The following is a 21955-nucleotide window of genomic DNA, read 5'->3' as shown; positions in this document are numbered from 1 at the left end:
CGTGACAGACCCCACCGGCGTCAGCACCCATCTCGACGACGAGCGGCTGGAATTACTGCGCCGCAAGCTCGCCGAACGTGGCCTGTCCAGGGCGACGTCCGCGGCGCCCGCGGCGCCCGACAACCGGCCACGCATGTCGGTCGGGCAACACCGGATGTGGTTCGTGCAGTCCGTCGATCCCGACGGCGCGCTGCTCAACATCTGCGTCTCCTACCGCCTGTCCGGGCCGGTCGACACCGCCCGGTTGCACCGCGCGGTTGACGCCGTCGCCGCGCGGCACCCGGTGCTGCACACGACGTACGCCACCGATAGTGAGGGCAACCCGCACCCGGTGCTCAGCGACGACCTGCGTCCCGAATGGAACGAGCACGACCTGGCCGGGCTGACCGATCAGGCGCGCCGGCTGAGGCTGGATGTGTTGGCGCAGCGCGACTTTCGCCGGCCCTTCGACCTGAGCAAGGACTCACCGCTGCGGGTCACGGTGGCGCGCCTGGCCGGCGACGAACTGATGCTGCTGATCACCGCGCATCACATCGCCTGGGACGACGGCTCGTGGGCGCCGTTCTTCGCCGACCTGACCCGCGCATACACCGACCCGCAGGCCTTCGCGGATGGCCAAGTGCTGAGCGATCTTTCGGCGGAATCGACCGCCATTCCCCCGGCGGACCTGGACTATTGGCGGCCGCGGATGGCCGGCCTGCCGGAGCCCCTCGAGCTGCCCGGGGCCAACGGTTCGGTGGTGCCCACGACCTGGCGTGCGCAGCGCGCGTTCGCTCAGCTGTCGGCGGACACCGTCGACCGGGCGGCCGCGCTGGCCCGCGAGACGGGCGCGACGCCCTACATGGTGCTGATGGCCGCGTTCGCCGCGCTCGTGCACCGCTACACGCAGTCGACCGACTTCCTGGTCGCCGCCCCGGTGCTCAACCGCGGCGTGGGCGCTGAGGATGTCATCGGGTATTACGGCAACACCGTGGTGATCCGGTTGCGTCCGCAGCCGCACCAGACGTTCCGCGAGTTGCTGGCCCATACCCGCGATGACGCGGTGGGCGCCTTCGCGCATTCGCGCGCCGACCTGGATTGGCTGGTGCGCGAGTCGAATCCCGATCGCCGGCATGGCGCCGACCGGATGACCCGGGTGAGCTTCGGACAACGCGAGCCCGACGGCCCCGGCTTCTGCCCGCCCGGCGTGCGCTGCGAACGCGGCGAATTGCGGGGCCACTTCAACCAATTGCCGCTGAGCCTGATGGTCGAGCTGAACCGGGCCCCCGACGGCTCCGCCGGTGCCACGGTGGAGGCCGAATACCTGGTGGAGGTGATGGATCAGCAGCTGGTCGAGCAGATGCTGCGCCACTACGCGGCCCTGCTGGACAGCCTGCTCGTCGAGCCCGACGCGCGACTGTCGACATGCGCGTTGATGAGCGCCGAGGACGCCGAGTGGCTGCGCGCGGTGTCGACCGGTGAGCAATTCGTCACCCCGGCCGGCACGCTGCCCGAGCTGGTCGGCCGCAGGGCGAGGCTGACGCCCGACGCCGTCGCGGTCGTGTACGAGGGTCGTGCGTATGCGTACCGGGAAATCGACGAGGAGTCGAATCGGTTGGCGCACTGGCTCGTCGAGCAGGGGATCGGCACCGAGGATCGCGTCGCGGTGCTGCTGGACAAGTCCCCCGAATTGGTCATCACGGCGCTCGGGGTGCTCAAAGCGGGCGGCGTCTACCTGCCGGTCGATCCCACCTACCCGCAGGACCGGCTCACCTTCATCCTCGAGGACGCCGACGCCAAACTGGTGCTGCGCGAACCGGTTACCGACGCGGCGCGCTACCCCGCCACCGCGCCAGAACTGATCCGCCCGCTGAGCCCGCAGAACACCGCCTACCTGATCTACACCTCGGGTTCCACCGGGCTACCCAAGGGTGTCCCGGTGCCGCACGCACCCATCGCCGAGTACTTCGTCTGGTTCGGCGACGAATACCGGGTCGACGACACCGATCGTCTGCTGCAGGTCGCCTCGCCCAGCTTCGACGTGTCGATGGGCGAGATCTTCGGCACGCTGATCATGGGCGCCCGCTTGGTGATTCCGCGTCCCGACGGGCTGCGCGACATCGGCTACCTGACGGCTCTGCTCGCCCGCGAGGGCATCACGTCGATGCACTTTGTGCCGTCGCTGTTGGGGCTGTTCCTCTCGCTGCCCGGCGTCGGACAGTGGCGGACGCTGCGACGGGTGCCCATCGGCGGGGAGCCGCTCCCCGGCGAGATCGCCGACAAGTTCCACGCCACATTCGACGCGTCCCTGCACAACTTCTATGGGCCGACCGAGACGGTGGTGAACTGCACGAGCTACCCGGTGGAGGGCGCGCAGGGCACCAGGGTGGTGCCGATCGGCAAGCCCAAGATCAACACGCAGGTGTACCTGCTCGACAATGCGCTGCAACCGGTTCCGGTCGGTGTGATCGGTGAAATCTATATCGCCGGAACGCATGTCGCGCATGGATATCACCGCAGGCCGCAGTTGACGGCCGAGCGATTCGTCGCCGACCCGTTCACCCCCGGCGGGCGGATGTACCGCTCCGGTGACCTCGCCCGCCGCAATGCCGACGGCGACATCGAATTCGTCGGCCGGGCCGACGAGCAGGTGAAGATCCGCGGTTTCCGGATCGAGTTGGGTGAGGTCGCGGCCGCGATCTCAGTTGACCCAAGCGTCGGGCAGGCGGTCGTGCTGGCCATGGACCTGCCCCAGTTGGGCAAGAGCCTGGTGGGCTACGTGACGCCGGCCCAGGGCGCGGGCACGGAAACGGTTGACGTCGAGCGCATTCGGGCCCGGGTGGCCGCCGCGCTGCCGGACTATATGACCCCGGCCGCCTATGTGGTGCTCGACGAGATCCCGATCACCGCGCACCAGAAGATCGACCGAGACGCGCTGCCGCAACCACAGATCGCGGCGGCCACCGCGTACCGTGACCCCACGACCCCCACCGAACAGCGCATCGCGCAACTGTTTTCGGGGCTGCTCGGCCACGAACGGGTGGGCGTCGACGATTCGTTCTTCGACTTGGGCGGCCACTCACTGGTCGCGACCAAACTGGTCAGCGCGATCCGCGCGGAATGCGGCGTGGAGATCGGCATCCGCGACGTGTTCGAACTCGCGACGGTCGGGGCGCTGGCCGAGCGCATCGACCAGTTGGCTTCGGGTGAACTGACACAGTCGCGGCCCAGGCTGATCGCCACCGCGCACGACGAGCCCATGCCGCTCTCGGCCTCGCAGCTGCGCAGCTGGTTCGCCTACCGGGTGGACGGGCCCAGCCGGGTCAACAACATCCCGTTCGCGGCGAAACTGACCGGGCCGTGGGACATCGACGCGCTGATCGCCGCCGTCGGCGACGTGGTCGCCCGGCAGGAAATTTTGCGCACCAGCTACGTCGAGCTGGACGGCGTTCCGTATCAGGTCGTCGGCCCGGCCGACGCCCAGGTTCCGGTGCGTCGCGAGGAGGGACCCGACGACGCCTGGCTGCGCCGGCAGCTCGACGTCGAGCGGTGTCACTGCTTCGAGCTGGACGCCGAACTGCCCCTCCGGGTCGCGGTGCTGCGCACGCGGAACACCGACGAGCACGTGCTGTCGCTGGTCGTGCATCACATCGCCTCAGACCACTGGTCGGCGGGTGTGCTGTTCTCCGACGTGATGACCGCCTACCGGGCCCGCCGCGGCGGGGAGGCGCCGTCCTGGGCCCCGCTTCGCGTGCAGTATGCGGACTACGCGGCCTGGCAGCGCGCCTTCCTGGGCGACGCCGGCGGCCAGGAATCCGCGGTGGCCGCCGACCAGCGGGAGTACTGGACCCGGCGGTTGGCCGGGTTGCCGGAGGACACTGGGCTGCGCCCGGACTTCCCGCGCCAGCCGGTGCCCAGCGGGGAAGGGGAGTCCGTCGAGTTCCACATCGGCTCGGCCACCCGCGCCAGGCTCGGCGAGTTGTGTCGCGAGCTGGGCATCACCGAATTCATGCTGCTGCAAACGGTGGTCGCCGTCGTCTTACACAAAGCCGGTGGCGGAAGCGACATTCCGCTGGGCACCCCGGTCGCCGGCCGCACCGAAGCCGAGTTGGACCAGCTGATCGGGTTTTTCGTCAACATCCTGGTGCTGCGCAACGACCTGGATGGCAACCCGACGCTGCGGGAACTGCTCAAGCGGGCCAGGGAGACCGCGCTGTCCGCCTACGCCCACCAGGACCTGCCGTTCGACCGCGTGGTCGACAGCGTCAGCCCGGTGCGCTCGCTGTCCCGCAACCCGCTGTTCCAGGTCGTGGTGCACGTCCGGGATCACCTCTCCGCCACGCGGGTCATCGAGACCGCCCCCACGGGCAACGGCGGGCAGGACACCGTCTGCACCTCGCTGGACCCCGTCTTCGACATGGCGCACGCCGATCTGAGCGTCAACTTCTTCGGCACCGACGGCTCCGGCGACATCGGCTACCACTGCAACGTCATCTACCGCACCGAGCTCTACGCGCGGGCCACCATCGAGCGGTTGGCGCAGTGGCTCGCCCGGGCGCTCACCGCGTTTGCTGACGACCTCGATCAGACTTTGCGAGAGGTCCAGCTCATCGACGCCGCCGAGCAGCGCCGCGTGCTGGCGGACTGGAGCCGCGGTGCGCGGCCGCCCCAGGACCGGCCGCGGACCATCCCGGAATTGCTGGAGCCCAGCCGGACCTGGGACACGGGTCGCGTCGCGGTGCGATGTGGCGAGCACAGCATCGATTACCCTGCGCTGCACAGGTATTCGGATAACCTGGCCGCGCTGCTGGTCGAGAAGGGCGTGGGCCCCGGGACGCTGGTCGGGCTGTCGACCCGACGCAGCATCGAGCTGGTTTTGGCGCTGGTGGCCATCATGAAGGCCGGCGCCGGCTACTTCCCGATCGATCCCGGTTATCCACAGGCGCGCAAGCAGTTCATGCTCGACGACGTGCGGCCGCCGGTCGTGGTGGCGACGGTCGACGCGGTGCACACCATGCCGGCGGTGCCCGGGACCGAGCTGATCTCCCTGGACGACCCCCAGGTTCGGGCCCTGGTGGAGCGCGACGACATCGATCCGCGGGAGACGGATTTGCGGCTGCCGAATCCCGATGACCCGATGTACCTGGTGTTCACGTCCGGTTCCACCGGCAAGCCGAAAGGCGCGGTGGGGACGCATCGTTCGATGGCCGCCCGCCTCGACTGGCAGCTGCGGCACTACCCGCCGCGCACCGATGACGTTCGGCTGGCGCAGGCCTCGATCACCTTCCTCGAGGGCGGCATGGAGATGTTGGCCGGCCTGGCGGCCGGCGCGACCATGATCCTGGCCGACGACGACGAGCAACGCGACCCCGAGGCGTTGGGGGAGCTGATGAATCGGCATTCGGTGGCGCAGGTCACCGCCGTGCCCAGCCTGGTCTCGGCGCTGGTGGACAGCCGGCCCGACGCCGTGCGGTCGCTGTCCCGGCTGGTGTGCGGTGGCGAACCGGTGAGCGCGGCGCTGCTGCAGCGTCTGGTGTCGGTGTGTGCCGACGAAAACGGCGCCGGCACCGAGCTGCTGAACAACATCGGTTCCACCGAGACCTCCGGCGCGGTGTCCCGCGGGCGGTTGGGCCTGCCGAATCCGCTTGTCGGAAGGCCGGTCCCGGGCGCGGCGGCCTACCTGCTCGACGACGGGTTGCGTCCCGTGCCGGCCGGTGTGGTCGGCGAGCTGTACTACGCCGGCGACCAGCTGGCCCGGGGGTACTGGAAACGCCCGGCCCTGACCGCGACGCGGTTCGTCGCGAATCTTTATGGCGCCGAGCCGGGTTCGCGCTTGTATCGCAGCGGTGACCTGGCCCGGTGGACCGAGGACGGTCAACTGGAGTTCGTGGGGCGTTCCGATCATCAGGTGCAGGTGCGCGGCTTCCGCGTCGAGTTGGCCGAAGTCGAGGCCGCCCTGGCGGCCGCCGGCGGCGTCGCCGCCGCCGCCGCGCGGACGTGGGAGGTGCACGGCGGCACGTCGCTGGCCGGATATGTGGTGCCGCAACGGCAGATCAGCGACGACGCCGAGAAGGCCACGTTCGCGGGGGAGGTGCGTGCCGCGATCGTCGCGACCCTGCCGGCCTACATGCTGCCGTCGTCGCTGACCGTGCTCGACGTCCTGCCGAAAACCGAGTCGGGCAAGCTGAACCGGCCCGGGCTGCCGCGGCCGGAGGTCAGCACCGGCGCCCGGACGGAACCGGCGCGCACGGACACCGAACGCGCGCTGGCCAAGGTGTTCGCCGAATTGCTGTCGACCCCCGAAATCGGGCGCCTCGACGACTTCTTCGCCCTCGGCGGCGACAGCATCCTGTCCGTGCAACTCGCCTCTCGGGCGCGCGCGGCCGGCCTGGCCGTGAGCCCGCGGATGATCTTCGAGAACCCGACGGTCCACCAGTTGGCCGCCGCGCTGGATGCCGTGGCCGACGGGGACGGCGCCGGGCAGGGTGACCAGGCCGGCGATACCCGCTTCGAGCCGATGAGCACCTCCGGACTCTCGCCGTCGGATCTGGCCGCCGTGACTCAACTCTTCTCGTCGTCTCGCGAAGGCACGACATGACGGCCGCCAAAACCGCTGTCGCGCCTGATATCGACGACGTCATGGCGCTGAGCCCACTGCAGGAGGGCTTGTATTCGCTGACCACGCTCGCCGAGTTCGCCGACGGCGAAGCGGCCGACGACCCGTACGTCATCGGCATGGCGGCAGACATCGCCGGCGAGCTCGATGTCGACCTGCTACGTCGGTGCGCGGAGCAGATGCTGGTGCGCCACCCGAACCTGCGGGCCAGCTTTTTCAGCCGGGGCATCCCGCGGCCGGTGCAGATCGTGCCGTCCCACGTCGAGTTGCCCTGGCGCCGGGTCGCCGCCACGCGCGGGGACGTGGCGGCGCTGGAGACCGCCGAACGCCGACGACCGTTCGACCTGGAACGCGGGCCGGCCATCCGCTTCCTGCTGATCGAATTACCCTGCGCGCAATGGCGTTTGGTGCTCACCGCACACCACATCGTGATCGATGGATGGTCGCTGCCGGTGTTCGTCAACGAGATGATGATCCTTTATCAGGCCGGCGGGGATCTGGCGGCGCTGCCGGTTGCGCCGCGGCCGTACCGCGATTACATCGGCTGGCTGGCGAGCCGCGACCCGGAAGCCGGCCACCGGGTCTGGCGCGAACACCTGGCGGGCATGGCGGGCCCCACCCTGTTGGCCGCGTCGCCGGGCTCGATCGAGGCGACCGAGGGCCGGCGGCCGGCGCTGCCGCGAACCACCGAACTGCGGCTGCCCTCCGGCGCCACCGCGCGGCTGGTCGACGACAGCCGGTCCCGCGGCGTCACCGTCAACACCGTGCTGCAAATGGCGTGGGCGCTGGTGCTCTCGCGGCTGACCGACTCGCACGACGTGGTGTTCGGGGTCACGGTGTCCGGCCGGCCACCCGAACTCACCGGCGTCGAGACCATGGTCGGCCTGTTCGTCAACACCGTGCCGCTGCGCGTGCGGCTCGACCCGGGCGCGACGGCCGGCGAGCAATGTCGCGCCGTGCAGCGCAACGCCGCGCTGCTGCGTGAGCACAGCTATCTCGGGCACGCCCAGCTGCGAGCCCTCGGCGGGGTCGGGGAAATGTTCGACACCCTGCTGGTCTACGAGAACTTCCCGACCGACGGGATGGCCGCGGGCGGCGAATTGACCGCCGGCGGTGTGACATTCCGCCCGTCCGCCCTGCAGACCCTGTCGCACTTCCCCGTCGCCGTCGCCGCCCACATGCAGGGCGACGAGCTGGTGGTGCTGATCGAGGCGATCGACGGAGCGCTGGGCGCCGTTCCCGCGGTCACAGTCGGCCAGCGGATACTCGCCACCGCCGAGAGGCTGCTGCGGGGCTGGGAGGGTCCGCTGCGCGCCATCAGTGTCCTGCTGGGCGACGAGGCGGACCCTCTGACCGGCGACGGAACACCAACTCCGCTGTCGCCGTTGAGCATTCACGCCCGGTTCGCCGATGTGGTGGCCCGCGCGCCGGACGACCCGGCAATCGGGGGAGCGGGCGGTACGCTGACCTATCGCGAGCTGGATCTGCAGTCCACCCGCCTGGCGGCGCGACTCGCCGGACGGGGGGTCAAGCCCGAAACACCGGTGGGCATCCGGCTTGGCCGGGGCCCGCAGTACGTCATCGCGATCCTCGCCGTGCTCAAAGCCGGCGGGATGTGCGTGCCGATGGTGCCCGGGATGCCCCCCGAACGGGTGGACTCGATCCTGCGCCAGTCGGGCGCGCTGGTCGTGTTGGACGAGGAGCTGACCGGGGACCTGTTGGGCGCCACCGAACCGCATGACGACCACTTCACCCCCGTGGACGTCTCACCCGACCAGGCCGCCTACGTCGTGTTCACCTCGGGAACGACGGGAGAACCCAAGGGCGTCGTTGGAACTCACGGCGCGGTGGGCGCGTATGCCGACGATCATCTGGACCGCGTGCTGCGGCCCGCGGCGGACAGGCTGGGCCGGCCGCTGCGCATCGCCCACGCGTGGTCGTTAGCGTTCGACGCCGCTTGGCAACCGCTGGTCGGCTTGCTCGACGGACACGGCGTGCATGTCGTCGACGAGCAGACCCAGACCGATGCCGAGGCGCTCGTCGCGCTGATCGCCGCGCACGGCATCGACATGATCGACACCACCCCGTCGATGTTTGCCCAGCTGCAGGCCGTCGGTTTGCTCAGCGAGACGCCGCTGAGTGTGCTCGCGCTGGGGGGCGAGGCGGTCGGCAGTGTGGCCTGGGCCCAGATCCGCGACGCGTGCGGCGCCGCGTCGATGACGGCGTACAACTGCTACGGGCCCACCGAGACCACGGTCGAGGCGGTGGTCGCCGCCATCGCCGGGCACGACGAGCCGGCCATCGGGCTCCCGACACGGCACACCCGCGGCTACGTGCTGGATTCCGCGCTGCGTCCGATGCCGTGCGGGGCGACGGGCGAACTGTATCTGGGCGGCGCTCAGCTCGCCCGTGGCTACCTGGGCCGCGGCCCGGAGACCGCGTCGCGCTTTGTCGCCGATCCGTTTGCGGGAGCCGAACGGATGTATCGCACCGGCGACCTGGTGCGCCGATTGCCCAGCGGCTCAATGCAATACGTGGGGCGCGCCGACGCCCAGGTGAAGATCCGCGGCCACCGCGTGGAACCCGGCGAAATCGCCGCCGCCCTCGAATCGCACCCCGGCGTGCGGCACGCCGGGGTGCTGGTCGCGCAGCGCCGCGGCGTGGCACGGCTCACCGCGTACGTGGCCACCGATTCGGCCGCCGACCGGCCCACGACGCCCGAACTGCGCAGCATGCTGAGCGCCCGGTTGCCGCGCTACATGGTTCCGCAGCGCATCGTCGTGGTCGACGAGATCCCGTTGACCGCCAACGGAAAGCTGGACGAAACCGCGTTGGCCGATCTCGACCCCGCCGAGTCCGAGGCCGGGGCGGCGACGCCCGAGACCGCGACGGAATCTGCGCTGGCCGAACTGCTCGCGGAGCTGCTCGGGCAGCCGCGCGTCGACGTCACCGCCGACTTCGTGCAGCTGGGCATGGACAGCATCGTCGCGCTGTCAGTGGTCCAATCGGCCCGCACACGCGGAATTCCGTTGCGCGCCAGGATCATTCTCGAGTGCGGCAACGTTCGTGAACTGGCCGAGGCGATCGACTGCGAAACCGCGGCCGCCACCCGGCAGGAAGACACGGGCACCGGGCCGATGCCGCTACTGCCCAACGGCCGGTGGCTCTACGAATTCGGCGACCCGCGCAGGCTCGCCCAGACCGAAGCCATCCGACTGCCCGAGACGCTGCGCCGCGAGCAGCTGGATGAGGCCTTGGCCGGCATCATCGCGGGCCACGAGGTGCTGCGTACCCGGGTGGACCGGGCCGCCATGACCCTGGTGCCGGTGCCTGCCCCCGGCGTCGCCGACGTCGTCGAAGAGGTTGAGGTCGTTGGCGATCTGAGCGCGGTGGTACCCGCCCATGTCGCCCGGGCCGTCGACCGCCTGGACCCCGAACGCGGAACGCTGCTGTCCGCGGTCTGGTTGCGGCCCCCGGCGGGGGAGAGCGTTCTGCTGCTCGCCGCGCACGTCGTCGCGCTGGACCCGGCGTCGTGGCGCGTCGTGCTCGGCGAACTGGCCGCCGCTCTGGCGGCCCTTGCCACCGGCCACGCACCGGCGCCCATTCGCGAACACACCAGCTATCGCCGCTGGGCGGACGCGCTCACGGCGCGGGCGCATCGGCTGGACACGGCGCAGTTCTGGGCGGCCCAACTCGAAGGTGACGACCCTGACCTCGGCGCCCGGCGGCTCGATCCGGTCCGCGACCGGGCCCGCGATCTGATCGTGCGTAACGCCGTCACCGATGCCGATGTCACCCGCCGGCTGCTGGAGTCGGGCCTGCCGCTGCCCACGCTGCTTATCGCCGCCACCGCCGCGGCGGTGACGCGCTGGCGCGAGCTGCGCGGTCAGCCCGCCGCGCCCCCGCTGCTCGCGCTCGAAACGCACGGGCGCGCAGACGGTTTGGTCGACCAGTCGGGTGCACGGACGATCGACACCGGCGACACGGTCGGGTTGCTCAGCTCCATCTACCCCGTACGGCTGGACTCGGCCGATCCGCACCGCGTGGGGGAGAAGCTGGCGGCCATCCCCGGCGATGGACTCGACTTCGGGCTGCTGCGTTACCTGCGGGACGACACCGCTCAGCGGCTCGCCGGCTTCGCGCCGCCGCAGCTGCTGCTGAACTATCTCGGCGCCGCGCACGCCGGCGGGGGCACGGGGTTGCGGCTCGAGCGCGAGTTACTCGCCGGGGTGTCGCCGGTGCCGGAGCCGGATCTGGCGGTGCGCCACGAGCTCACCATCGCGGCGATGGTGCTGGTCTACGACGGGGAGCGGGTGCTGGCCGCGCAGTGGCGCGCCCTGCCAGACATCCTCGATCGCACCGATATTGCTGCACTACAAGAACTTTGGATTGATTCGCTGCGGGAGGTCGTGAAATGAGCACACTTGCGATCGTGGGTGCCGGCGCCAAGGCGGTGGCCGTGGCGGCCAAGGCGTTCGCGCTGCGACAGATGAGCGTCGAGGTGCCCGACGTCGTCGCCGTGGAGCGGATCGGCGTCGCGGCGAACTGGCAGGCAAGCGGCGGCTGGACCGATGGTGCGCACCGGCTGGGCACCAGCCCGGAAAAAGACGTCGGGTTTCCCTACCGCTCTGCGCTGGTGCCGCGCCGCAACGCGGAACTCGACGAGCGGATGACCCGCTATAGCTGGCAGTCATATCTGATCGCCACGGCGTCGTTCGCCGAGTGGATCGATCGCGGCAGGCCGGCCCCCACGCATCGCCGGTGGAGTCAGTACCTGGGCTGGGTCGCCGACCACGTGGGCATGAACGTGGTGCACGGTGACGTTGAGCGATTGGCGATCAGCGGGGACCGTTGGGCGCTGCACACGCACGAGACCACCGTGCACGCCGACGCATTGATGATCACCGGTCCCGGCCAGGCCGAAAGGTCCTTGCTGCCCGGCAACCCGCGGATGCTCTCGATTGCCCAGTTCTGGGACCGCGCCGCCAATCACGACCGAATCAAGGCGGAGCGGGTCGCGGTGGTCGGGGGTGGCGAGACGGCCGCGGCGATGCTCTACGAGCTGTTCCGGCACCGCGTTTCGAGCATCACCGTGATTTCTCCGCAGGCCACGCTGTTCACCCGCGGCGAGGGGTTCTTCGAGAACTCGCTGTTCTCCGATCCCACCAACTGGCCGGCGCTCACCCTTGCCGAACGTCGCGATGCGTTGGCGCGCACCGACCGTGGGGTGTTCTCGTCCAACGTGCAGGAAGCGCTGCTGGCCGACGATCGGATCCATCACCTGCGTGGCCGCGTCGCCCACGCGGTGGGCAAGGAGGGGCAGATCCGGTTGACGCTGTCCACCAACCGCGGCAGCGAGAACCTCGAGACGGTACACGGGTTCGATCTGGTGATCGACGGTTCGGGCGCCGACTCGCTGTGGTTCGCATCGCTATTCAGCCAGGACGCGCTCGATCTGCTCGAGCTCGGTTTGGGCGGGCCCCTGACCTCAGAGCGGCTGCAGGAGGGGATCGGCTATGACCTATCCGTCACGGATGTGACGCCGAAGTTGTTCCTGCCGAACTTGTCCGGACTCACCCAGGGGCCCGGTTTTCCCAACCTGAGCTGCCTTGGGCTGCTGTCCGACCGGGTGTTGGGGGCCACCGTCAGCCCGTCCAAATATTCGGTGAGCAGCAGACGCGATGAGCGCCAACCCCTTTGACGACGGCGTGGGGTGTGCAGCGACGAAATGTGTTCTGCCGCGTGCCGTCGGCGCCCGACATTCGGCACGTTTTCCCACGACGCGACCGTAGCGTCGTCGTACCGTGACCGACCCGAGACACAAATTCCGGAGTCGCGGTGCACACTTACACCATCTTCATCAACTGGAGACGTGCGAACGCGTGCGGCCATCCGCCACGGTCCATGTCCATCGAAGGGGGACCTGTGAAAACAGCGAAATCCATTGCCACGGGCGTGGCGGCCTTGACCGCCATCGGCGGCGCCGCCGCAGGTGTGGCTTCCATCGCGGCACCGATCGGCCTCGGTCAGGTGCAACTGGCCGCGGTCGGTGCGCCACTGCCGCAGGACCCGCCGCCGCCTCCTCCGCCCCCGCCGCCGGGAGCGCCGGGGCAATTGCCGACGGCGGAGCAGTTGGCCACCCTCTGCACCCAAGTAACCGACCCCGGCGTCAACTACAGGGACAAGGCCAACCTGATTGAAAACGGCGTCAGTCAAAACGAGGGCATGGTGGCCGACCACGACCTGCGGAAGGCCTACCGGAACGGGAACTTCCCCGAGCAGTTCAACGTGACGAACATCGCGCCCGCGGGCCCGAACTTGGCCCAGGCCGACGTGGGCATCACGGGGCCGAAGTTCGCCGGGCCGGTCAACAAGCACCTGGTGTTCGTCAACCAGGGCGGAAACTGGGTCCTGCAACACGACGCGGCGCTCGCCCTGGTGCAGGCGTCGACGGCGATGAACTGACAACCGACTGACCGGTGATTCGGCGGCAACGCCGACGTCGCACGCGAAACCCCATGCGCCAACGCAAGGCGGCGTATGGGGTTTCGCGTTTGATTCCCCCGTTCTGGCACAGCCGGCGCACAGTGCGCTCAGGGTTTCCCCACATCCGGTCGCCGTAACGTAACGCTGCCGGGACACGAAATACCCGACGCCAAGGGCACGCTGGCACCGCCGAGGACGCGTCGAGGTCCGTGCCCACCGAAGGGGGAACCATGAAAACCGTCAAGACGATTGCCACCGCGGTGGCAGCGCTGGGCATCGTCGGGGGCGCCGCCGCCGGGGTGGCCTCGGTGGCGACGCCGAGTGCGCCGGCCACCGCGGTGCGGCTGGCCACGGCCGGTGCGCCGCTTCCGCAGGATCAGCCGCCGGCGGCGCCGGTCGCGGGCGCCAACGTGCCCACGTCGGACCAGCTGACCGGCGTGCTCACCAGCCTTGCCGACCCCAGCGTCTCCTTCGCCGGCAAGAGCAACCTGGTGCAGGGTGGCATCAGCGGGCTCGAAGCGCACGTCGCCGACAAGAAGCTGCAGAAGGCGGCCAAGAACGGCGACCTGCCGCTGTCGTTCGACGTCACGAACATTCAGCCCGCCGCGCCAGGTTCGGCGACCGCCGACGTTGCGGTGTCCGGCCCCAGGCTGACGTCGCCGGTGACGCAGAACGTCACGTTCGTCAACCAGGGCGGCTGGGTGCTGTCGCGGGCGTCGGCGATGCAGTTGCTGCAGGCCGCCGGTCAGTGATCGCCGCGCACCGCGCGAAGGTCTAGGGTTGCGATGCGCGCCGGATCCGCGAGCACGTCGATCGCGCGGATCCGGCCGTCGCGCACCACGAAACCCATGACGGATGCCGCGCGGCCGGCGACGAAAATCACCGCGCCGGCCGCGCCGTTCACGGTCGCGGCACGCACCTCGCGTTCCGGCCCGGCGTAGCCGCGGGCCAGCTCGGCCACCGAGGCCGCGCCCCGGGCGCGGAAGACGGCCGCGTCGGCGCCGAAGTCGCCGCGCAGCACCACGTCGGGATGGAGCACCGACACCAGCCGGTCGAAGTCGCCGCCGCGGACCGCCGCGAAGAAGGCGTCGACCACCTCCCGTTGCGCGGCCACGGTGCCGTCGGGAGCCGGATCGGCCCGCTCGAGCCGTCGCCGGGCCCGGCTGGCGAGTTTGCGGGCCGACTCCGGCGTCCGGTCCACGACGGCCGCGATCTGATCGAACGGCACGGCAAAGACGTCGTGCAGCACGAACGCCAGCCGCTCGTCCGGCGACAGCGAGTCGAGCACCACGAACAGCGCCAGGCCCACCGCGTCGGCCAGCATCGCGCGGTGTTCGGGGTCGAACTCCCCGTCCGCCTCCACGATCGGATCCGGCAGGTGCGCGGCAGGCTCGGCGCCGCCGCGAAACCGGCGGTCGCGCAACATGTTCAGGCAGATGCGGGCCACCACGGTGGTCAGCCAGGCGTCCAGATTCGCTATGGCGTCCCCGGCGTCCGGTCCCGCGCTGCGGCTCAGCCGCAGCCACGCCTCCTGCACCGCATCCTGAGCGTCGTCGATCGAGCCCAGCATGCGGTAAGCGATGGCGCCCAGCCGGGGGCGGGCCGCCTCGAAGCGCGCCGCCAGCGATGCGTCCGCCGTCACGGGCGATCGGTCTCGGGAACGGCGCACACCCGGTCGCCCGAAAACCCCGCGGCCCCAATACCGAGCGCGATGTTGAAACGCGCACGCAGGTTGCCCAGGGTGATCACATGGGTCAGGGCGACCAGTTGGGCGGCATCGAAGTGCGCGCGCAGGCCCTCGAACAGTTCGTCGGTCACCTCAACCGGGGTGCGGCTGAGCGCGGTGGCGTACCGCAGGATCAACTTGTCGGTGTCGGAAAAGCACGGCGCGTCCTCGAAATCGGCCAGGGCCAGCAACTCTTCGTCGGTGATGCCCCAGCGGCGGGCGATCTGCGAGCCGAGGTCTATGCAGTATGTGCAGCGCACCGTCGTCGCCGACTTCAGGTCGGCCAGCGCCCGCCGGCGGGGACTCAAGACGTCCAGCTTCGACTCGGCCTGCTCCAACTTGCCGTAGGCGCTGAGCAGTCGCGGGATGTGCGCATACATCCGCAGCGGTTCAAGCATCCGCGCGGTTTCCAGCCCGGTCATGTGCGCGAGCTTGCGCCTGGTGAAAAAGAAGGCGATCTTGGCGCCGAGGCCTGCGTCGCGGTCGGAAACTCCTTGAAGCCGTGGCATGGCGATCCTCCTGGCAAGTTGTGGTGCTGACCAACGCCCCTACTACGTCGACACGCGGCGAGGCCAGAACGTGACACTTACCCGGGCGGGCCCGGCGCCATATCCATGTCGTACACCCGCGCGTGCAGCACGGTGCGGTTCCGCAGCGCGGCGCGCACCGCGCGATGCAGGCCGTCCTCGAGGTAGGTGATGCCCTTCCACTTCACCGCGTGCGGGAAAAGATCACCGTAGAAGGTGGAGTCCTCGGAGAGCAGGCGGTCGAGTGCGAGCACCGTTGTGGTGGTGACCAATTCGTCGAGCCGGATCTGCTGCGGCGGTATCTGCGACCAATCCTTATAGGACAGATTGTGCTCGGGATACGGCTTGCCGTCGCGCACGCCCTTGAAGATCATCGGCCGACCCTTTCCGACTCATTGCCGTCGCCCAACCGGGTCATTCTCAGAAAGGCTAACGGGTATCGCACAGCGGGCCTTCGCGTAGTGGGCCCTTTCGGGACCGCCGCTGATCACGGTCGGCGCTGCGCGAGCCCGTAAAATGAATCCGGTCAACGCGGTATCGAGGGAGGTGGCGGCAGGTGGGAAGTGCCGATGACCGTCGGTTCGAGGTGCTGCGTGCCATCGTCGCCGACTTCGTCGCGACCAAAGAGCCGATCGGATCCAAGGCGTTGGTGGACCGTCACAACCTCGGCGTCTCGTCGGCCACGATCCGCAACGACATGGCGGTACTGGAGGCCGAGGGTTACATCACCCAGCCGCACACCAGTTCCGGACGCGTGCCCACCGAGAAGGGCTATCGCGAATTCGTCGACCGGCTCGACGACGTCAAGCCGCTCTCCTCGGCCGAACGGCGCGCGATTCAAACCTTCCTCGAGTCCGGGGTCGATCTCGACGACGTGCTGCGCCGGGCGGTCCGGCTGCTGTCGCAGCTGACCCGGCAGGTCGCCGTGGTGCAGTACCCCACCCTGTCGTCGTCCACCGTGCGGCACCTCGAAGTGATCGCCCTGACCCCGGCACGGCTGCTGATGGTCGTGATCACGGATTCCGGCCGTGTCGACCAGCGGGTGGTCGAGCTCGGTGACGTCATCGACGACCACCGGCTCTCTCAGCTGCGGGATGTGCTCGGCCAGGCGCTGGTGGGCAAGAAGCTCTCGGCCGCCTCGGTCGCGGTGGCCGACCTCGCCGCGCAGTTGAGCAGCCCGGACGGCCTGGGTGACGCCGTCGGCCGGTCGGCGACGGTGTTGCTGGAGTCGCTTGTCGAACACACCGAAGAGCGGTTGCTGCTGGGCGGTACCGCCAACCTGACACGTAACGCGGCTGATTTCGGTAACTCGTTGCGCTCGATCCTGGAGGCGCTGGAAGAGCAGGTGGTGGTGCTGCGGTTGCTGGCTGCCCAGCAGGAAGCCGGTAAGGTGACGGTGCGCATCGGCCACGAGACGGCCGCCGAGCAGATACTGGGCACCTCCGTGGTGACCACCGCCTACGGCACCTCTGACACCGTTTACGGGGGAATGGGGGTGTTGGGGCCCACCCGGATGGACTATCCGGGAACTATCGCCAGCGTTGCTGCGGTTGCCCTTTATATCGGCGACGTCCTGGGTGCTCGATGAACGCGCACCCGCACGGTGGGTAGGCGCGGGAAAGACCAGGTATAGGAGAGTCAAGGGTGGCACGCGATTACTACGGGCTGCTCGGCGTGAGCAGAAACGCCAGCGATTCGGAGATCAAGCGCGCGTACCGCAAGTTGGCACGCGAACTGCATCCCGACGTCAATCCCGACGAGGCCGCGCAGGCCAGGTTCAAGGAGATCAGCGCCGCCTACGAGGTGCTCAGCGATCCGGAGAAGCGCCGGATCGTCGACCTGGGCGGGGATCCGCTGGAGAACGCGGCCGCGGGCGGCGGCGGATTCGGCGGATTCGGTGGCCTCGGCGACGTCTTCGAGGCGTTCTTCGGTGGCGGGTTCAGTGGCGGCGCGACGTCGCGCGGCCCCATCGGGCGGGTGCGGCCGGGCTCGGACTCGCTGCTGCGGATGAGGCTCGACCTCGAAGAGTGCGCCACCGGCGTGACGAAACAGGTCACCGTCGACACGGCGGTGCTCTGTGACCGATGCCAGGGCAAGGGCACCAACGGCGATTCGGCGCCGGTGCCCTGCGACACCTGCGGTGGTCGCGGTGAGGTCCAGACGGTGCAGCGCTCGCTGCTGGGCCAGGTGATGACGTCGCGGCCGTGTCCGACGTGCCGTGGCGTCGGTGTCGTCATCCCCGATCCCTGCCACCAGTGCATGGGCGACGGACGGGTGCGGGCCCGTCGCGAGATCAGCGTCAAGATCCCCGCCGGCGTCGGCGAGGGCATGCGCGTGCGGCTCGCCGCGCAGGGCGAGGTCGGCCCGGGGGGCGGCCCGGCCGGTGACTTGTATGTCGAGGTGCATGAACAGGCCCACGACGTCTTCGTCCGTGAAGGCGACGACCTGCACTGCACGATTTCGGTGCCGATGGTCGACGCGGCGCTGGGCGCCACCGTCACCGTCGACGCCATCCTGGACGGGGTCAGCGAGATCACCATCCCGCCCGGCACCCAGCCGGCATCGGTGATCACGCTGCGTGGCCACGGCATGCCGCACCTGCGGTCCGGCACCCGGGGCGATCTGCATGTCCATGTCGAGGTGGTGGTGCCCACCCGGCTGGACCACCGCGACACCGAGTTGCTGCGCGACTTCAAGGCCCACCGCAACCGTGACGTGCCCGAAGTCCGTTCCACCCACGCCGGCGGAGGCCTGTTCAGCCGGCTGCGCGAGACCTTCACCGGGCGCTAGCCGGTAGCCCGCGAAGCCGCGCACATGGTCGCGACCCTGTTCTACCTCGACGATCTGCCCGAGCCCGGCTCGCTCGCCGTGCTGGGCGGTGACGAGGGTTTTCACGCCGCCACGGTGCGGCGAATCCGTCCCGGCGAGCGACTGGTGCTCGGCGATGGGGCCGGAGCCCTGGCCCACTGCGAGGTGGAGCAGGCCGGGCGCGACGGCCTGCGCGCCCGGGTGCTCGAGCGCTGGAGCGTGGCGCCCGGCTCACCGCCGGTGACGGTCGTGCAGGCGCTGCCGAAGTCGGAGCGTTCCGAGCTCGCCGTCGAGCTGGCCACCGAAGCCGGCGCCGACGCGTTCGTGGCGTGGCAGGCCGCGCGCTGCGTGGCCCACTGGCCGGGCAACCGCGCCGACAAGGGGTTGCGCCGTTGGCGTGCCGCCGCGCGGTCGGCGGCCCGGCAATCCCGTCGGGCGCACATCCCGACGGTCGACGGCGTGCTGTCCACCGCCGAACTGGCGCGTCGGATTCGCGACGAGGTGGCCGCCGGTGCGACGGCCCTGGCGCTGCATGAGTCGGCAACCGATGGACTGGCGGATATCCAACTGGCACAAGCAAACTCGGTGTTGCTGGTGGTCGGTCCGGAGGGCGGGATCGCGGATGACGAGATGGCGGCGTTGGCCGACGCGGGCGCGGCGGCGGTGCGGCTCGGTCCCCAGGTGCTGCGGACGTCGACGGCAGCGGCGGTGGCCCTGGGCGCCCTCGGTGTGCTGACCCCGCGCTGGGACCGGCGCGCCGACGTCTCGGCAAACGACCTCACGCTGCAGGTTCGCGACACCGGCCCGTCGTCGAGTACGTTGCACAACGCTGAACAACCCAGGCCCTCGGCGTAGACTGAGACGGCCCAGCAACCCACCGACGAACCGAGAAGGCAGGCATCGAGAGCCACGTGACGCCCCGCGAGACCAGCGCTGCTGACGCAGCCGGAGCCGTCCCCGCCTCTGCTCAGGTTCGCAGCAGCATCGACGTTCCGCCCGATGTCGTGATGGGCTTGTTGGGCTCGGCGGACCAGAACCTGCGGGCCCTCGAGCGCAGTCTGAACGCCGATTTGCACGTGCGTGGCAACGCGGTCACCGTCGCGGGTGAGCCCGCCGACGTCGCGCTCGCCGAGCGGGCGATCTCCGAGCTGGTCGCCATCGTTGCCGGCGGCCAGCCGTTGACCCCGGAAGTGGTGCGGCACAGCGTCGCCATGCTGGCCGGCACCGACAACGAGTCACCGGCCGAAGTGCTGACGCTGGACATCTTGTCGCGGCGCGGCAAGACGATCCGGCCCAAGACGCTCAACCAGAAGCGCTACGTCGACGCCATCGACGCCAACACCATCGTCTTCGGTGTGGGTCCGGCCGGCACCGGCAAGACGTATCTGGCAATGGCCAAGGCGGTCAACGCCCTGCAGACCAAACAGGTCAGCCGCATCATCCTGACCCGCCCGGCCGTGGAAGCCGGTGAGCGCCTTGGCTTTTTGCCCGGCACGCTCAGCGAGAAGATCGACCCGTATCTGCGGCCGTTGTATGACGCGCTCTACGACATGATGGATCCCGAGCTGATCCCCAAGCTGATGACCGCCGGGGTCATCGAGGTGGCGCCGCTGGCATACATGCGGGGAAGAACCCTCAACTCCGCGTTCATCGTTCTCGACGAGGCGCAGAACACCACCGCCGAGCAGATGAAGATGTTCCTCACCCGGCTCGGCTTCGGATCGAAAATCGTTGTCACCGGCGACATCACGCAGGTCGACCTGCCGGGCGGCGCCAGGTCCGGCCTGCGTTCGGCCATGGAGATCCTGGACAGCGTGGACGACATCCACGTCGCGGAGCTGACCAGTGTGGACGTGGTGCGCCACCGCCTGGTCTCGGAGATCGTCGACGCCTATGCGAAGTTTGACGAGCCCGGTCTGACGGTGAACCGGGCGGCGCGGCGGGCGGCGGGCTCGCGCGGTCGTCGATGATGGTGCGGTGAGCGGACGCTATGAGCATTGAGGTATCCAACGAGTCGGGCGTCGACGTCTCCGAAACCGAACTGATCAGCGTCGCGCGCTTTGTCATCGCCAAGATGGACGTCAACCCGGCCGCCGAGCTGTCGATGGTGCTGCTGGATACCGCCGCGATGGCCGACCTGCACATGCGCTGGATGGACCTGCCCGGCCCGACCGACGTGATGAGCTTTCCGATGGACGAGCTGGAGCCGGGCGGGCGCCCGGACGCGCCCGATCCGGGCCCTTCGATGCTGGGCGACATCGTGCTGTGCCCGGAATTCGCGGCCGGCCAGGCCACCGCGGCGGGCCACAGTCTCGGCCACGAGCTGGCGCTGCTGACCATTCACGGCGTGCTGCACCTGATCGGCTACGACCACGGCGAGCCGGAGGAGGAGAGGGAGATGTTCGCCCTGCAGGACCGGCTTCTCGAGGAGTGGGTCGCCGAACAGGTCGAGGCCTACCATCAGGACCGTCAGCTCGAGCGCGACCGCCGATTGCTGGACAAGTCAAGGTATTTCGACAATTGAGGTCACTCAAGATTCTGGCGGCAGCCGCCATCGCGTTCGCACCGCTGCCGGTGTTGGTCAGCACCGGCAACGAGGCGCAGGCCGCCCCGTGTTCGGGCGCGGGATCGAGTCCCGCCGCCTGCGAGCACTGCATGTTCTACGTGAACGCCTATCACACCGCGAACGTGTGCAATGAGGACACCCGCGGGGTCCAGGGACCCCCGAGCAACGCGCCCAGACCGATCCCGCAAATTCCCGTTCCGGTGTATGAGCCGCCCCCGATCCCGTCGCCGGTGCAAGGCCCGCTGATCCTCCCGCCGCCCAACTCGGGTCAGAACGCCGTGCCGGTGGAGATCGGTCCCCCCGGGCCCGATATGCCGCGAAACGCCCCACTGGTGGCGCCGCCGCGCGGGCTGGAAGCGCCGGCCGTGGCGATCGCGGCGGCCAAGGCCGCGCCGTTGACGCGCGTCGACCCCGCCAACCCGCCCAAGCCGCCCACCCAGGTCGACTTCGACCAGCAGGTGCAAAACGTCGTGAGTTCCCACCGGGACAACGTCGACATCCTCAAGGTCGACGACCAGAAGTTCGTACGGCCGCGCCACTGGGACTACATCGACTACGACGACGCCTATCGGCGCCCGACCATCTACAACCCGCTCAACCAGCCGGTCACGTTCCGCTACTTCTACAACGGCGCCTACCAGCAGGCCCACCTGGCACGCGGGGCCCGGATGGTGCTCGACGCCGCCACCGTGGGCGTCGTCCCGTTCACCGCGGTCAGCGACAGCTATGTCGCGGCCGGCAGCTTCTACGGCGGGGGTTCGGTACCGCCGAACGACCACAACGGCGCCCCGCCACCGGACTACAAGCCGCCGGCACCCCCGAAGCTCTACGACCACGTCATTGTGTCCGTCCCCGCCAAGACGGAGACCGTCGAAGTGGGCCACGTGGCGGTGGTGGGTCACGACTCCGGCCAGCCCGCGGGCAGCCAGGACACCTTCCTGCTCGACGACTCCACCCTGGCCTGGGGGCTGATCGACAACTCCACCAGCGCGCCCGCCCAGATCAGGGTGATCAAGACCCAGCCGACACCGGGCGTCGGGCCGACCGACGACGGCAGCTTCCTGGTGCTGCTGGCCGTCCACCACCAGGAGCCCGGCCAACCCCACCAATCCGGATGGACACTGCCGCTGCGCTTCGGCGGGTTCGCGGTGGTGGTGGGCCTGATCGCCTGGCTGCTCAACCGCCGCAACCGCAACGAGGAGCAGGACGCTGAGGCTGACGCTGACGCCTAGTGCCAAGGCTTGGCA

General features: G+C 69.6%; 14 protein-coding genes. 11 read left to right on the top strand and 3 right to left on the bottom strand.

Going from position 1 to position 21955, the window contains the following annotated elements:
• The first annotated feature begins 1 nt into the window (after position 1).
• The 5 genes from OQ789_RS10650 (at position 2) to OQ789_RS10630 (ending at position 13833) form a co-directional block, all read left to right on the top strand.
• Positions 2-6577, top strand: a complete 6576-nt coding sequence (locus tag OQ789_RS10650; RefSeq protein WP_324685565.1) for a non-ribosomal peptide synthetase — start codon at positions 2-4, stop codon at positions 6575-6577.
• Positions 6574-11013 (top strand): amino acid adenylation domain-containing protein, encoded by a 4440-nt coding sequence (locus OQ789_RS10645; protein WP_324685564.1) that lies wholly within the window; start codon positions 6574-6576, stop codon positions 11011-11013. The genes OQ789_RS10650 and OQ789_RS10645 overlap by 4 nt, the downstream gene beginning before the upstream one ends.
• Complete coding sequence (gene mbtG, locus OQ789_RS10640; RefSeq protein WP_324685563.1) at positions 11010-12296, top strand: NADPH-dependent L-lysine N(6)-monooxygenase MbtG; 1287 nt, start codon at positions 11010-11012, stop codon at positions 12294-12296. The genes OQ789_RS10645 and mbtG overlap by 4 nt, the downstream gene beginning before the upstream one ends.
• A gap of 224 nt (positions 12297-12520) precedes the next feature.
• A complete protein-coding gene (locus OQ789_RS10635; protein WP_324685562.1) occupies positions 12521-13060 on the top strand; it encodes a hypothetical protein in 540 nt (179 codons plus the stop codon).
• Between the two features lie 251 nt (positions 13061-13311).
• The gene (locus tag OQ789_RS10630; RefSeq protein ID WP_324685561.1) at positions 13312-13833 is read left to right on the top strand and encodes a hypothetical protein; all 522 of its coding nucleotides are present in this window, start codon (positions 13312-13314) and stop codon (positions 13831-13833) included.
• Here the strand turns inward: OQ789_RS10630 and OQ789_RS10625 are convergent.
• The 3 genes from OQ789_RS10625 to OQ789_RS10615 all read right to left on the bottom strand — a co-directional run bounded on the left by OQ789_RS10625 (position 13827) and on the right by OQ789_RS10615 (position 15708).
• Positions 13827-14723 (bottom strand): sigma-70 family RNA polymerase sigma factor, encoded by an 897-nt coding sequence (locus tag OQ789_RS10625; RefSeq protein ID WP_324685560.1) that lies wholly within the window; start codon positions 14721-14723, stop codon positions 13827-13829. The genes OQ789_RS10630 and OQ789_RS10625 overlap by 7 nt on opposite strands.
• A complete protein-coding gene (locus tag OQ789_RS10620) occupies positions 14720-15316 on the bottom strand; it encodes a carboxymuconolactone decarboxylase family protein (RefSeq protein WP_324685558.1) in 597 nt (198 codons plus the stop codon). The genes OQ789_RS10625 and OQ789_RS10620 overlap by 4 nt, the downstream gene beginning before the upstream one ends.
• 77 nt (positions 15317-15393) lie before the next feature.
• Positions 15394-15708, bottom strand: coding sequence for a type II toxin-antitoxin system VapB family antitoxin (locus OQ789_RS10615; protein WP_324685557.1), 315 nt, complete (start codon positions 15706-15708; stop codon positions 15394-15396).
• A 182-nt stretch (positions 15709-15890) separates the two neighbouring features.
• Between OQ789_RS10615 and hrcA the strand changes: the two genes are divergently transcribed.
• From hrcA to OQ789_RS10585, 6 genes are read left to right on the top strand one after another with little or no spacing between them, the layout of a single operon-like run.
• On the top strand, positions 15891-16922 hold the full coding sequence (gene hrcA / locus OQ789_RS10610) for a heat-inducible transcriptional repressor HrcA (RefSeq protein WP_324685555.1): 1032 nt from the start codon (positions 15891-15893) through the stop codon (positions 16920-16922).
• Between the two features lie 56 nt (positions 16923-16978).
• Positions 16979-18124: a molecular chaperone DnaJ gene (dnaJ, locus tag OQ789_RS10605; RefSeq protein WP_324685553.1), complete on the top strand. Its 1146-nt coding sequence runs from the start codon at positions 16979-16981 to the stop codon at positions 18122-18124.
• A gap of 24 nt (positions 18125-18148) precedes the next feature.
• Positions 18149-18997, top strand: a complete 849-nt coding sequence (locus OQ789_RS10600) for a 16S rRNA (uracil(1498)-N(3))-methyltransferase (RefSeq protein ID WP_324685551.1) — start codon at positions 18149-18151, stop codon at positions 18995-18997.
• Positions 18998-19053: 56 nt separating this feature from the next.
• Complete coding sequence (locus OQ789_RS10595) at positions 19054-20112, top strand: PhoH family protein (protein ID WP_324685549.1); 1059 nt, start codon at positions 19054-19056, stop codon at positions 20110-20112.
• Positions 20113-20132: 20 nt separating this feature from the next.
• Entirely contained in the window at positions 20133-20666 is a 534-nt protein-coding gene (gene ybeY, locus OQ789_RS10590) for an rRNA maturation RNase YbeY (RefSeq protein ID WP_324685547.1), read from the top strand.
• Positions 20663-21940: a hypothetical protein gene (locus tag OQ789_RS10585; protein WP_324685545.1), complete on the top strand. Its 1278-nt coding sequence runs from the start codon at positions 20663-20665 to the stop codon at positions 21938-21940. The genes ybeY and OQ789_RS10585 overlap by 4 nt, the downstream gene beginning before the upstream one ends.
• The last annotated feature ends 15 nt before the right edge of the window (positions 21941-21955 follow it).

The sequence above is a fragment of the Mycobacterium sp. 94-17 genome (assembly GCF_035617725.1).
In the GTDB taxonomy this organism is placed as follows: Bacteria; Actinomycetota; Actinomycetes; order Mycobacteriales; family Mycobacteriaceae; genus Mycobacterium.
This window is presented reverse-complemented; position numbering and strand designations above follow the sequence as displayed.